This is a genomic window from Thalassotalea crassostreae (genome assembly GCF_001831495.1).
Taxonomy (GTDB): domain Bacteria; phylum Pseudomonadota; class Gammaproteobacteria; order Enterobacterales; family Alteromonadaceae; genus Thalassotalea_A; species Thalassotalea_A crassostreae.
Genome location: NZ_CP017689.1, coordinates 1,912,062 through 1,925,787, shown reverse-complemented (window position 1 = coordinate 1,925,787; position 13,726 = coordinate 1,912,062). Strand labels below are relative to the sequence as shown.

Below are 13,726 nucleotides of genomic sequence, written 5' to 3'. Positions count from 1 at the left end.
ATACTAAAGTGTTTTCTTTCAGTATTAACAAGATTTTTCTATGATTATTTGTGCTGCACGTTCTGCCCAATACCCATAGGTTGACTTTGATGGATGGAAACCATCACTGGCAATATCTTCTAGATTTAGTTTTTTTGTCTTAGCAAAATCTAAATAACTAATACTGTTACTAATATTGAGTTGCTCACAATACTTTTCCATTACCGTATTGAACATCCTTGCCCTAAAGCCCATCACAGCCCGCAATGGTTGTGGCAGCAATGGAAATGAGCCCATAGGCGGTAACGCACTAAAGATTATGTGCTTACAACCAAATCTATCTTTTAACAAATTCACTAAATGTTCGAGTTGTACTTTCCATGTTCGTTTAGAAATAAAAGACGTTACGTCATTGACGCCAAGGGAGATCAAAGCAACATCAAACTGGTTAGAACCTGTTTCCTCACTTTTCCTAGCAGTATATTCAATACCATCTGTGGCTATAGTTTTCTCTGCTAATTTAACTAAGCTGTCTATTGTATTTGATGTATTAGCCCCATTTTTCGCATGTAACTTCCATCGTACTTTATATTTACTAGCCAACTGTTTTACTAACTGCCCACTTAATGCCTGGTCTTGAGTTGTTACCCCCACACCAGCAGCGGCTGAATCACCAATAATAAATAGTGAAAGTTCATCGCCATCACCACGAATCCCCTGTCTTTCCCCTGCAGGCTCAGATAATCGTGTTGCAGTTTTTCTGAGTTTTTTAGCTTGCCAGAATATTAACGGTGAAAACAGTACAAGTAAAAGTCTATCCATTGAACGCTACCACTTGAATGATTATCGAAATGATATGAGGCCTACTTTAAATAACGAACAAAGTTATTTGCTGGTTTTCTAGGTTTTTGCGGTAAAACTTTGCTGGCGCTACCAACATATAAGAAACCGACAATATCATTGCCTTCTGAAATACCCAACCTACTTTTCATTATACTACTTTCAGTAATGTCGCCTGTTCGCCACATTGCCTGGTAACCTTGGGCAACAGCCGCCATTTGCATTGCTTGAACCGCACAACCGGCAGTGATCATCTGCTCATGCTTTGGCACTTTAGGATGTTCTTTATAGTTTGTCGCAACAATAATGGTGATCGGGGCACGATATGCCATTTTTTTCGCTTTCTCTAGTTTAAAGTCATCATCAGTAGTCGCACTTATCGATTCAACATAGAAATCAGTTAATGTATCTAAACCGCTACCTTGTACCACGATAAATTCATAAGGATTTAAATTCGCATGGTCTGGCGCTGCAACACCTGATTGTAATATGTTATTTAGTTCATCGGAATTTGGGCTAGGTAATTGTAGAAAGCCATTCGATTGTCTGTTTAAAAGAAATTCAATATTTGTCATGGATAATATATTCGACTTAAGGTGCTTTTAGTTATGTTTATAGTTATGTTTAAAGTACTGTTAAAAACAACGAGCATTGAAAATACCATAAATGTAAAAGTGGCAATAGCCTAATATAAAAAAAGCCTGATAATAATCAGGCTTTTCAATTAATTTATTATTTATTCCATATCTTGTATCTTATTAGGATCTTTTTCACGCTTAAACAGCCAGTAATCCAAACTTACGTACCTACCAGCCCCAATAAAGAATAATGCCATCAACATAATAAAATACGTTGCTGCGAATTCTATACCGTTGTTGAGTAATACCACGTTACCTTTTTCATAAAGCCAATCAGGATTACCATTCTCTTCGACGATTTCTCTTATTTTATTTAATCTAACACCAGCCCCTTCACTATTTTCAAGGCTCTTGTCAGCGCTATCAAAGCCTAACCATGAAAACACTTTAGCAGAGCTAGTATCAGCATTAGTTGGCGTTACTGCGTACCAGCCATTTTCTAGGTGAACGGACGTTGCTGCAATAATCATGGTAAACATTAATGGAATGCTCATTAATCGAGTAGCAAGACCAATTAATATCAACCAGCCACCAAAGAACTCTGTCCACGCAGCTAAATTGGCAAGCAAACCAGGTAACGGCAGTCCAAGACCCCACTCACTATTTCCAAACCAACTGACAATACTAGGATCAGCAAACAACTGTTGCAGAATATTTAGCTCATCATTACCAAATTGCATTTTATTGTAACCAGCAATAATAAATACCGGAGCTAAAAACAAACGCAGCAAAATAGCAGGTATGGCATCAAGGGTTAGCAATTTATCTATCGTATTGTTATATACATTAATGATATTCATAAAGTTCCAGTGTAAATTGGTGTTATCTATAAGAACATTGTAGTTCAATATTTCTTTCAATGAATTTTATCGAATCCCGACCATAAACAACTAAATTGTAAATAATTTTTAATATTTAACAATTACCCCTGCTTTTTTCTCAATTGCTGTGTATTATTTAGCTGATAGTAGTAAAGACGTGAGGATATATGTCTGAAAAACCAAGTGTTATTAAAAAAGTATTTTCTAAACTTTGGCGAATTATAAACACCGCCAGAAAAATTATAGTTAACCTTATATTCTTTGGGTTACTGTTCTTCATTTTTAGCGCATTATTTGATGATTCTGATCAAGTAGTAGTTCCCGTCAACACAGCATTAGTCCTTGACTTAAAAGGTGATATTGTTGAACAAAAACGTCGTGTTGACCCACAAGAAGCATTAATGCAAGAAGCATTGGGCGGCGAAGAAGAAAACCCTGAAATATTGTTAGCTGATATTATTAATACGTTAAACAACGCTAAAGATGATTCAAATATCAAAGCGCTTGTGATTTACCCGCAAAACTTAAGAAGTGCTGGCTTACATCATTTACAGGAAGTTGGTGCTGCCATTAATCGCTTCAAAGACTCAGGAAAACCGGTCTTTGCCTACGGTGATTACTTTAACCAAAATCAATTCTATTTAGCGTCTTACGCAGATAAAGTATGGATCAACCCAGAAGGCGCGGTTATGCTTGAAGGTTATGGTAGATACCGTACCTATTTCAAATCTGCACTAGAGAAACTAAACGTTACGCCTCATATATTCAAAGTTGGTACATATAAGTCAGCCATAGAACCATTTATTCGTGATGATATGTCTGAACCTGCCAAAGTTGCTAATCGAGCATGGCTAGACCAGTTATGGGCAAGTTATAAAGAGGATGTTTCTACCAACCGAAACCTGAGTACCGATCAAATTGATGAAACAGCACAAGGATTCTTAGCAAAACTTGAAAAAGCAGAAGGCAGTTTCGCCCAATACGCTCTAGACAATGGTTTTGTTGATGAACTCAAGACTCGTGAAGAAATCCGCTTGACCATGATTGGTGAAGTAGGAAAATCTAAAAATGGTAGTCATTATAGCCAAATTGACTTCAGTGCTTACTTAAAGGCAACTAAGAACCCTTACCCAATGGTTAATCCAATGACTGACAAAGTTGCAGTGATTATTGCTAAAGGTAATATCTTAAACGGCCATCAACCACCGGGCACTATCGGTGGTGATTCAACGGCTAAACTACTTCGCAAAGCTCGATTAGATGACAAAGTTAAAGCTGTTGTATTACGTGTTGATAGCGGTGGCGGAAGCGCTTATGCATCAGAAATTATTCGTCAAGAAGTAGAGTTAATCAAAGCGTCAGGTAAACCTGTAATTGCTTCAATGGCAAACTACGCGGCGTCTGGTGGTTACTGGATCTCAGCTTCAGCTAACGAAATATGGGCTTCTCCAAATACCATTACTGGCTCTATTGGTATCTTTGGTATGTTCTTAAGCTTTGAAAATGCGCTTGATAAAATCGGTATTCATACCGATGGCATTGCAACAACTGATCTAGCAGGCATTTCACCTACGCGACCATTAAGTAAAGATGTAGGTAATATAATTCAAACTAGCATCAACCGTGGGTACAAGAGCTTTATTACTATGGTTGCTGAACAACGAAATATGACCCCTGAAGAGGTTGATAACATAGCACAAGGTCGAGTGTGGACCGGCGCTAAAGCACAAGAACTAGGACTAGTTGATAAACTTGGTAACTTAGATGATGCGATTGCGGCTGCTGCGGAACGTGCAGGACTGTCAGTATATGACACTTGGTTAATTGAAAAGGAATTAAGCGCCCGAGACTTATTTTTACAAGGATTCCTTGATAACGCTATGGCTTATTTACCAGAGCAGGAAAGTGAATTAACTAAGGTTCATCCTTCTTTGAAACAGCAAATTGTTAAACTGGTTAATGAGTTTGAACAAATTAATCAATTAAACGATCCAAACGGTATCTATTCATTCTGTTTAACCTGTGAATTAAATTAATCAATTCACTGATTTCAAAGTAGTAAATTAGAAAATAAAAAAGCTCCCTTAGGAGCTTTTTTATTATATATATATTGATTTAAAAATGTGAGCAAGTAACGAATCACTCTAGCGAATAAATATGCCCTTTACTCGCTCTAAGAGCTCTAATTGATTTCCAATAGCGCCGCACTCAAACCACTGTGCTAATTTGTCTTCTAGACTTTGCTTACTACCTTGATTAAGCTTTTGCGTTAGCAATTGAACCTGCACTTGCATTCGCTGCTCTTGATCCTTTTTTGGAGATTCAGTGTTCGATAAAATTTCCAGCTCCAAGGTAATTATTTCTCGCTGCTTATCATCTGCCGTCTTACAACTATTGCTCAGAACTTTTTGCCACTGTTTAGATACATTGGAAAACTCTTCAATGTTAGTTAATTCTTCAAATGGCGTGTCATGTTTTATTGCACTAAATAGATTAAACAAAGACTGTATTTGTAAACGAGACTTTTCCACTTTCAGAGCATCTAATTTGTTTTCTGAATGCTTTATCGAACTCGTGATTTTATTAAGCAACCCCTTATCCTGGACTTTTTCAGTTTTGACAGTCACAAGTAATTGTTTAAAATCTGCTAGTGTTTTAGTTAACTCTTGTTTCGTATTCGCGGTGTTAAGCTGAGCTTCTATTATAGAAAATTGCTCGTTTAACTGGCGTATTTGTTGTTGTTCTTCTTGCTGCTGTTGTTTTACAACATCATCTCGTTTATTAAATACTTGATCATTTACTTTACGAAATGATTGCCATAAAGAATTATCTTTATGAGGACCTGCGAAGCCTATTGTCTTCCACTTGCTTTGTAAATTCTTTAGTTCATTTGTTGCACTAAATGTATCGTCCGAATTTACCAGCCCCTTTGCCTTATCGATAATATTTTGCTTAAGCTCCGCATTAGTATTTTGATACTGATGGATGCCCTGTTTTATTGGGTTTATTAGCGCCTTATATTGCTCTTGTAACGATTCATATTCATCCCTATCGACTTCTCCAACTTTTCGCCAAGCGGTTATTAATTTATGCAATTTAGTATCAATTTGACGCCAATTGATTGATTCATCATTTTCTAATTTAGTATCGTTCAGCAGCGCCTCTATCTGTTGCAATAATAGTTTCTTATCTGCTAGATGTTGCTTTCTGACTTCACCTTGCTTCGCATAATACTCACGACATGGTGCAAATGCCAGTTCACAAAGCTCATTAAACTTAGCATTTAACTCGTGCTCTAATGCTTCATCGGCATGCCCTAAGCTATTCCAGATACGACGAAATTCTTTAACTTTATTCGATTGCTCAGCTATATTGGTTATTGGCTTCTCCACCAACATTTGAACGTCTTCTATTACCTGTTGTTTTCTTGGCGTGACAACAAAAGATTCTAGTTCATGAAGTTCCTTAATTTTGTCACTAACAACAGAAAACTCTTTTTCAATTTTCTGTTGTTGTGATGCAGAAAGGTCAAGTATCGTAAATGTGAGTTTCTTGTGTAAACCAAACGCAGATTTATATTTTCCACCGTTAATCAAACGCTTTAATTCCGCTATTTTCCGGCATACATGGTCAAATAATTCATGTTGTTCTTTCGATAGAGGCTTTAATGCTTGTTGCCAATTTTTAATTAATTCATCGCGGGCAGCCGTAATTGAAACCGGTAAAATTTCGTTTGCCAGTTCATTGATCTTTTTCCATTGAGCTTTCCATTCATAAAATACTGGCGCTCGTTGATTTAACTCTTCCAAGTTTTGAGGTAATGCAAGCGTTGATAACTTAGAGATCAGTGACGTTGCTTGACTCACTGATTCAGCAACTTCAGGTAACTGATTCAGCTTTTTAATAAGTTGTTTGGTCTGTTCTAATATCGTTTTTTTGGCCGCTTCATCTAATGTAGATCGGCCAATATCTTTTTCTAATTGCATTAACTCATCACGTACAACACTTTGATCTAAATCTGTATTTTTAAATACTGCATCGCTTATCTGATGAGAAATTGATTCAATTTTACTCGTAAATTGTTGTTGATACTGTAATTGTTTTTGTTTCTGCTCAGCAACGGCTTGTTGGTGTCTATAAGCCTCTTCAAGCGGGGCAAAATGTTTATTTATTTGTTGCTTAATATTTTCATATTTATCAAAAATCAGTTGCTGTTCGTCAGTACTTAAACAGTCGATTTCTTTATTTGCTGTTTGCCATTGTTGTTCAATTTCATTACGTCTAGCAACGACGAGTTCATAGTCATGCTGCTCTTTTAAAGCCAAGAATTTAGATAACAACAACTGTATTTCTTTTGTTAATTTTTCTGGTTTTTCTGCTTGCTCTTTCAACCGTTTCGCGATGGTAGTTAATTTTGAAACTAATTTATCATCACTTGCTTTCTTAACTAATTTTTCAACCAAGTTTAAATCTGTTAACCGAGATAAAAGTTCGTCTTGTAAATCAAAATTGCTAGTTTTTAATAGATACTGACCTAATAAGCTTGGCTTATTTACTTTGTTCAGTATGCTTTTTATTAGTTGATGATCATGCTCAACCATCAACCATTGTTCGATAAATCCTGATTTATTACATGACTCTAGGTAGGATTTCTTTTGCTGAAGATTAGCTTCATTGTTTAAGATACATTGTTCGCTTCGCTCACGAGCAAACTGCTTTATCTGATTGTTACTATTGTTGTGAGCTGCATCTATAAAAACATCAAACTGGTTTAGTTTAATGAGTCCTGTTCGACGTACTAGTTCACTCGGATCATTAGCAATTAACTGTTTGATTATTTCATTATTTTCTGCGGTTAAGCTGAATTCATTTATGGCCAGAACTCGCACATTAGCGTCTTTACTCTGCCATTTTGCTTTAAAGAATTTATCTAGAATCATAAATCAGTAAACCTTGCGATATTGTCGCTAGTTTTACTAGCATCTGTACTGTCTTGGCGTGCTACACTAGACTTCTTAAATTGTTGTTTTAATTCAGCTTTAGATTTATGAACAATCTCGCCATCACTACCTATCGTCAGCATTTGGTCACTATCTAGTTTTCTCGCTTGATACGCCATCGACAATTGCATCGCAGAATCACGTTGAGCTTGTTCTACTGGTGTACCTTCTGGCCACTTGCCGGTCTCAGCTGCATGTTTCAAGCGAAGGTACATTTCTTCACTCATATTATCGACTAATTCAATTACATTCATTTCGTTCTACTTACGCTTTAATAAAATAATACGAGCACGGTTTACGATATACCACACGAAACCAACAACAGCAGTTCCCATGGCAAGACTTGATTGCAGTGAATCAGGGGCAGGATCTCCCCAGTACATAGAACCGATACCGCCACAAAATATAAACATTGCAATCATAGAATGATTAAGTAATTTTTGTGACTTTTCTAGCTTAGTCATCTGTTGAAGATTGTGACGTTGCTCTTCATTCATATCAGCTAAAACAGTTTGGCAGTTAGTGCATACAGCTGCTTTTGACGAAATACGAGTTGAACATTTTGGACAATTGATTAATGCCATACGGCCCTCTTTTAAACCCGAACATAATTATTAATTGGTATAATTAGCTAATTTTACCAATATATGAAAAAAAAACACCCTGTACGGGTGTTTTTTAAGATAATTTTTACTAAACGCTAAAAATTACTATTTTTTCCAAAAATCAGCGTTTTTAATACCAAGCTTTTCGGGATCAAAGCTATACTTTTCAACGCCAGCTTTTCGTTGTTGCTCATAATCTTTCAAAGCTTTCATGGCAGGTTTAGCCATGAAATATATGATCAATATACCAACGATATTTAACCATGCCATTAAACCAACGCCGATATCCCCCATGCCCCAAGCAATATCCGCCGCTTTTACCGTTCCGTAAAAAGTCGCTGACATAATCATTACTTTAAGAGCAAAGATTAATCCTGGTACTTTAATCGTACGTTTTATATAAGCGACATTGTTTTCAGCTATAAAGTAATAAGCCAATATCGTTGTAAAAGCGAAGAAGAATAATGCTAAAGCGATAAATGGTTTACCAACACCTGTAAATACACTATCAACTGCCATTTGAGTAAATGCAGGACCGTTGATAACAACATCCGCAGAAAGGTTTTGAACTAAGAATACTTGACCCTCTGGGTGTACATTGTATGCACCAGTGATCAAAATCATAAACGCAGTAGCTGAACATACGAATAAAGTATCAATGTAAACAGAGAATGCCTGTACTAAACCTTGTTGTGCAGGATGATCAACTTCTGCAGCTGCGGCAGCGTGAGGACCTGTACCTTGACCTGCTTCATTAGAGTAAACTCCACGCTTAACACCCCAACCTATCGCAGCACCAACTCCGGCCATTGGCGTAAATGCATCACCAACGATTAACATGAAAACACCTGGTAACTGGTCAATGTGTAAACCGATGATCACCAATGAAATCAAGATATAAGCTAGCGCCATAAATGGTACAACAACTTGAGTGAAGTTAGCGATACGCTTAACACCACCAAAAATAATAAAGCCTAATAAAAGTACAATACCTGTCGCAGTATAAATTTTAGCATAGCTTATCACGCCTAACGCAGTGTCCATTGTACCGCCACTGCCAAACGCAGTTTCAATGGCTTCACCGATACCGTTTGATTGGACCATAGGTAACAGTAAACCACAGGCTAAAATCGTTGCGATTGCAAATATCCATGCGTACCACTTTTGCCCCATAGCTTTTTCAATATAGTAAGCTGGACCACCGCGGTATTGTCCATCATCATCTTCTTTGTATATTTGCGCTAATGTAGATTCTACATAAGCTGTCGATGCACCTAAAAAGGCTACAACCCACATCCAAAATACGGCGCCTGGACCACCAAAACCTATTGCTGCGGCAACACCTGCTATATTACCTGTACCTACTCGGCCAGACAGTGAAACAGCAAGTGCCTGAAAAGATGAAATACCTTTTTCAGAGCTTTTCCCTGACAAAAGTAATTGATACATTTCTCTAAAAAATCGAATTTGTACAAAACGTGTTTTAATAGAGAAAAATAAGCCAGCAGCCAAACAACCATAAATTAGGGCTGGGCTCCAAATGATTCCATTTAGAAAATTAACAATTTCTTGCAAAATAGACCTCGAATATTATTTTTATTTTTTGTGATACCTAGCGACTTCAACAGTACAACTTGTCAATGGTATAAGAAAAGCACATAAATAAATTATCTATGTGCTTGTATGTAGTTAGTTATATCAAACCTTGCGTTTAAGGTAAAACGTTAAGGTAAACGGATTACTTAATTAAACCTTGATAAAACTTTTGTAATACCTCGGCTCTAACGTAAATCGTCAACTAAATGATAGATAGCTGATAAAGTATCGCGCCCAAAGATCGCACTACGTTCACCTGACCAGCCTACTTGAGGATCTGGCAATAAATCATTATCTTTAAACGGCATTTCAACTGTATAAGCTAAACATTTAAATGCTTCGCCTACCCAATTTGAACCAACAGTTAAGTTTGCTTTACCAGGTTCGTCTTTGTCATAACCGCGAATATCCTGAAACTCTGGAGTAATCGAAAGTAAAATTGATTTAAATTTCTCTTCAAGCTCTTTGTGTTTTGCATCATAGGATGGAATACCTTCACAGCCTGCAACAAAGTTAACTGGTAGTGCTTCGTCACCATGAATATCTAAGTGCATATCAACACCTACTTGTTCCATTTTCTGACGTACTAAAAACACCTCAGGGCTTTTTTCCATTGATGGCTCTTGCCATTCTCGGTTTAGGTTAACACCAATCGCATTAGTTCTTAAATGACCACGAACGCTACCATCTGGATTCATGTTAGGTACAACATAAAATACGGCTTTGTTTAACAATGCTCGAGCAACACCATCATCTTCATCTAACAAACGGTCAAGGAAACCTTCCACATACCATTCTGCCATTGTTTCACCGGGATGTTGACGTGCAGTAATCCATACATTCGGCTTACCCTCTCCAGGTTGACCGATACGTAACAAGCTCATATCACGGCCATCTAATGTCTGACCTAATACTTGTAATTGACAATCAAGATCAAGTTGAGCGTGATGAATTAAGTCTTGGTGGCGTTCATAACTGTATGGCGTAAAGTAGGCGAAATACATAGAGTCACATTCTGGCGTTACTGTAATAGTAAGGTTTTGACCATCAAATGAGGTTGGCACTCGAAACCATGTTTCTCTGTCATACGACGCCACTGCTTGGTAATCAGTCCAGCCTTCAACATACGCAGATTGACCTGCATTAGTAATTGTCATCACATGTTCGTGATGCTCAGTATTGTGTAATTTAAAGTGAAACCATTGGTAAAACTCTGAATCGTTATCGTGTTTAATTTCTAATTGAATGTCATTAGCTGATTCGGCTTTAATAACGCGAATGTTACCACTGTCAAAATTTGAAGTAATTTGCATATATTTCTCGTTGGTTTTAATATCTTAACTTTTGTTTCGCTGTACATGTTGTTAACTGTACTTTTGTAGAGCTAAGTGTACTAGAGCTTTACTCAGATAAAAAGGTGAATTGATTTATTATCATCACAACGGTTTTTAATCTTTAATATAAACCTGTGAATGCGCAATATATAGACTATATCGCCGTACTTTTAGAGGTCAGTAAATATAGAGATTTTTACTATGACGATATTATAGCGATCGAATGAGTAAACCTAGCTCAGTTGAATAGCCCATTGAACGGTGTTCAATGGTATTATCTTTATCAATCACATAATAACTTGGGTATGCCGACACTTGATAAGCAGATTTAACCGATTCATTACCCAACACTATCGGAAATGATAACGACAAATCTTCGGCAAACTTTTCAACTTCTTGTTGGTCTACAAAATCTAACGCTATTGCGACAATCTCAACATTATTATTTCGTTGGTATAAAGATTCTAAGTTAGTGATACTTACTCGACAAATACTGCACCATGGCGCGAAAAAGTAAAAAATTTTCTTCTTATCAGACGCTAGTAGACTGATTGGTTTTTGCTCTAGGTTATTAAGGACGAAATTTGGTGCAGATTCTTGTGTCCAACTAGACAACATTGATGACTCTCTAAACATTGACACTATATTAAAAACTAATATTACGATTAATACCTGTAAAACTACGCTCTTCAAAGGTTGTCCTTAATTTATAGACGTTACTTGTTGATTACCTTACTAGACCTTCAGTCATTAATCTTTATTTCAATTATTTATAGATAAGGCTAGTTTAGGACAGTCTAAAAACAAAAAGCCAGCACCCTATCGGTACTGGCCTAATCAAATTTATAATACAGCTATCTTGGTAAAATAGCGCGTTAACAGATTATGCTTTTGGTAAGCTTAATACGTCAACACCAGCCATCTTATGCATAACTTTTACTACCTGACAGCTGTAACCAAACTCATTATCGTACCATACATATAGTACAGCTCGGTCTTCATCAACGATCGTTGCTTGTGAATCAACAACACCAGCAAAACGTGAACCAACTAAGTCGGTAGATACGATTTCTGTAGACGCTGTGTAATCAACTTGCTCACGTAAGTTTGATTCTAATGATACGCCACGTAGGTAATCGTTTAATGCATCACGATCAGTCGTAGTCTTTAAGTTTAAGTTCATGATCGCCATTGAAACGTTTGGCGTAGGAACTCGAATTGCGTTACCAGTTAGTAAACCTTTTAACTCTGGTAATGCTTTAGAAACCGCTTTAGCAGCACCTGTTGATGTAATTACCATGTTAAGTGGACCACTTCGACCACGACGTGGTGATTTGTGGTAGTTATCAATCAAGTTTTGGTCATTGGTGTATGAGTGAACAGTTTCAACGTGACCATTCTTGATACCGTACTTGTCGTTGATCGCCTTCAATACTGGTGTAATAGCGTTCGTTGTACAACTTGCTGCAGAGATAATTTTATCTTCCGCTAAGATATCATTATGGTTTACACCGTAAACAACGTTTTTGATATCGCCTTTAGCTGGTGCTGTAAGCAATACCTTAGCAACACCTTTTGATTTTAGATGCTGACCTAAACCATCTTCATCTGACCAGATACCTGTGTTATCAACAACTAATGCATTGTTAATTCCGTATTCAGTGTAATCAATATCACTTGGAGATTTTGCATAGATGACTTTGATGAATGCGCCGTTTGCTTTAATTGCATTTTCTTCTTCATCAACAGTAATGCTACCGTTGAATGCGCCATGAATTGAGTCACGACGTAATAATGAAGCACGTTTTTCTAAATCACCATCTTTACCAGGACGAATAACGATTGCGCGTAAACGTAAGTTAGCCATAGGGCCCGTACGTTCAATTAATAGACGCGCCAATATACGACCGATACGACCGAAACCGTATAATACGACATCTTGTGGTTCAGCAACGTCTTGTTGTTTAAGTGGTGCTAATTCTTTTTCTAAAAATTGCTCAACACTTAAATCGTTTGCTTCACCCAAAAATAAGTAACGGTAAGCTAATTTACCAATATCAATATTAGCCGCATGTAAGTCCATTTTGCTTAATGCTTCTAGGAATGGGAAACTCTCACGTAAACGCAGTTTAGATTCTTCATGAATACCAACTGATTTGTGCGCTTTAATAATATCGATAGCAGAAGCATTTACTAAAGGACGACCGTACACTGCTACTTCCACACCGAAATTACGGTATAGTTGACCAATGATTGGTTGCATTCTTTCAGCAAAATCTTGACGTTCTTGCCAGCTTTTTTGATATAGTTCCTCATTTCGAGAAGTCATTTCGTAAACCTTATCCAGTAAGTTATTAATACAGACGCAAGGCAAAAACCCCCTGCTGTCCCAAAATTCGCGGCTATTGTAATCGTTTTTGAAACATTTCTCTAGCGCTTACAAAACGAATTTAAAAATTAATTAAAGCATTTTCAACTAATTGAAAAGAAAAATTTACAGCGTTAAGTTTTGTTAATCAAGACTACTAAAGTCTAGACTGACTGAATTTACACAATATCGCTTGAATGTTGGCTCTGGACCATCGTCAAATACATGACCTAGATGAGAGTCGCAATCACTGCATTTTATCTCAGTGCGGACCATATGGTGGGAATGATCGGGTAGATAGTTGATTGATTTATCGATGCTTTGAAAAAAGCTTGGCCAGCCACAGCCGGATTGAAACTTATGTTCACTTCGAAACAAAGGTTTATCACAGCACGCGCAATGATAAACCCCTTGTTCGAAATGATCACAATATTTTCCGCTAAACGGATGTTCAGTAGCACCAAGACGACAAACTCTATAAGCGTCGTCGGACAGTTTATCTTTATAATACTTGTCGTTTTCGCTCATTGTTTGCCTCAAGTCTC

At 37.1% G+C, this 13,726-nt stretch carries 12 protein-coding genes; 1 reads left to right on the top strand and 11 read right to left on the bottom strand.

All coding sequences use genetic code 11. From position 1 onward, the window contains the following. Positions 1-24: 24 nt before the first annotated feature. From LT090_RS08300 to LT090_RS08290, 3 genes are all read right to left on the bottom strand, one after another. A complete protein-coding gene (locus LT090_RS08300) occupies positions 25-801 on the bottom strand; it encodes an SGNH/GDSL hydrolase family protein (protein WP_068546380.1) in 777 nt (258 codons plus the stop codon). A 41-nt stretch (positions 802-842) separates the two neighbouring features. Beyond that, on the bottom strand, positions 843-1,394 hold the full coding sequence (locus tag LT090_RS08295) for a nitroreductase family protein (RefSeq protein WP_068546381.1): 552 nt from the start codon (positions 1,392-1,394) through the stop codon (positions 843-845). Between the two features lie 161 nt (positions 1,395-1,555). Continuing rightward, positions 1,556-2,257: an HvfX family Cu-binding RiPP maturation protein gene (locus LT090_RS08290; protein ID WP_068546382.1), complete on the bottom strand. Its 702-nt coding sequence runs from the start codon at positions 2,255-2,257 to the stop codon at positions 1,556-1,558. A gap of 188 nt (positions 2,258-2,445) precedes the next feature. Here LT090_RS08290 and sppA point away from each other — a divergent pair, with 188 nt between their 5' ends. Next, positions 2,446-4,314 (top strand): signal peptide peptidase SppA, encoded by a 1,869-nt coding sequence (gene sppA, locus LT090_RS08285; protein WP_068546383.1) that lies wholly within the window; start codon positions 2,446-2,448, stop codon positions 4,312-4,314. Between the two features lie 108 nt (positions 4,315-4,422). Here sppA and LT090_RS08280 read toward each other — a convergent pair whose 3' ends face one another. The 8 genes from LT090_RS08280 to msrB form a co-directional block, all read right to left on the bottom strand. Further along, a complete protein-coding gene (locus tag LT090_RS08280; protein ID WP_068546384.1) occupies positions 4,423-7,218 on the bottom strand; it encodes a DUF349 domain-containing protein in 2,796 nt (931 codons plus the stop codon). Beyond that, positions 7,215-7,532 carry a YeaC family protein gene (locus tag LT090_RS08275; RefSeq protein WP_068546385.1) on the bottom strand — a complete coding sequence of 106 codons (318 nt, stop codon included), beginning with the start codon at positions 7,530-7,532 and terminating at the stop codon, positions 7,215-7,217. Before LT090_RS08275 ends, LT090_RS08280 begins: the two co-directional genes overlap by 4 nt. A gap of 6 nt (positions 7,533-7,538) precedes the next feature. After that, a complete protein-coding gene (locus tag LT090_RS08270) occupies positions 7,539-7,862 on the bottom strand; it encodes a hypothetical protein (protein WP_068546386.1) in 324 nt (107 codons plus the stop codon). Positions 7,863-7,988: 126 nt separating this feature from the next. Beyond that, on the bottom strand, positions 7,989-9,458 hold the full coding sequence (locus LT090_RS08265) for an alanine/glycine:cation symporter family protein (protein ID WP_068546387.1): 1,470 nt from the start codon (positions 9,456-9,458) through the stop codon (positions 7,989-7,991). A 206-nt stretch (positions 9,459-9,664) separates the two neighbouring features. Further along, positions 9,665-10,792 carry a M14 family metallopeptidase gene (locus LT090_RS08260; protein WP_068546388.1) on the bottom strand — a complete coding sequence of 376 codons (1,128 nt, stop codon included), beginning with the start codon at positions 10,790-10,792 and terminating at the stop codon, positions 9,665-9,667. Positions 10,793-11,023: 231 nt separating this feature from the next. Then, positions 11,024-11,506 carry a TlpA family protein disulfide reductase gene (locus LT090_RS08255; protein ID WP_082897158.1) on the bottom strand — a complete coding sequence of 161 codons (483 nt, stop codon included), beginning with the start codon at positions 11,504-11,506 and terminating at the stop codon, positions 11,024-11,026. Positions 11,507-11,696: 190 nt separating this feature from the next. Next, complete coding sequence (locus LT090_RS08250) at positions 11,697-13,142, bottom strand: glyceraldehyde-3-phosphate dehydrogenase (protein WP_068546389.1); 1,446 nt, start codon at positions 13,140-13,142, stop codon at positions 11,697-11,699. Between the two features lie 183 nt (positions 13,143-13,325). Continuing rightward, positions 13,326-13,709, bottom strand: coding sequence for a peptide-methionine (R)-S-oxide reductase MsrB (gene msrB, locus LT090_RS16830; protein ID WP_082897159.1), 384 nt, complete (start codon positions 13,707-13,709; stop codon positions 13,326-13,328). Positions 13,710-13,726: the final 17 nt, after the last annotated feature.

Excerpts from the sequence above, each read along its gene's own strand:
- LT090_RS08300 (WP_068546380.1), bottom strand. The coding sequence starts at position 801 with ATGGATAGACTTTTACTTGTACTGTTTTCACCGTTAATATTCTGGCAA.
- LT090_RS08260 (WP_068546388.1), bottom strand. The coding sequence starts at position 10,792 with ATGCAAATTACTTCAAATTTTGACAGTGGTAACATTCGCGTTATTAAA.
- sppA (WP_068546383.1), top strand. The coding sequence starts at position 2,446 with ATGTCTGAAAAACCAAGTGTTATTAAAAAAGTATTTTCTAAACTTTGG.
- LT090_RS08270 (WP_068546386.1), bottom strand. The coding sequence starts at position 7,862 with ATGGCATTAATCAATTGTCCAAAATGTTCAACTCGTATTTCGTCAAAA.
- LT090_RS08280 (WP_068546384.1), bottom strand. The coding sequence starts at position 7,218 with ATGATTCTAGATAAATTCTTTAAAGCAAAATGGCAGAGTAAAGACGCT.
- LT090_RS08275 (WP_068546385.1), bottom strand. The coding sequence starts at position 7,532 with ATGAATGTAATTGAATTAGTCGATAATATGAGTGAAGAAATGTACCTT.
- LT090_RS08290 (WP_068546382.1), bottom strand. The coding sequence starts at position 2,257 with ATGAATATCATTAATGTATATAACAATACGATAGATAAATTGCTAACC.
- LT090_RS08295 (WP_068546381.1), bottom strand. The coding sequence starts at position 1,394 with ATGACAAATATTGAATTTCTTTTAAACAGACAATCGAATGGCTTTCTA.
- msrB (WP_082897159.1), bottom strand. The coding sequence starts at position 13,709 with ATGAGCGAAAACGACAAGTATTATAAAGATAAACTGTCCGACGACGCT.
- LT090_RS08250 (WP_068546389.1), bottom strand. The coding sequence starts at position 13,142 with ATGACTTCTCGAAATGAGGAACTATATCAAAAAAGCTGGCAAGAACGT.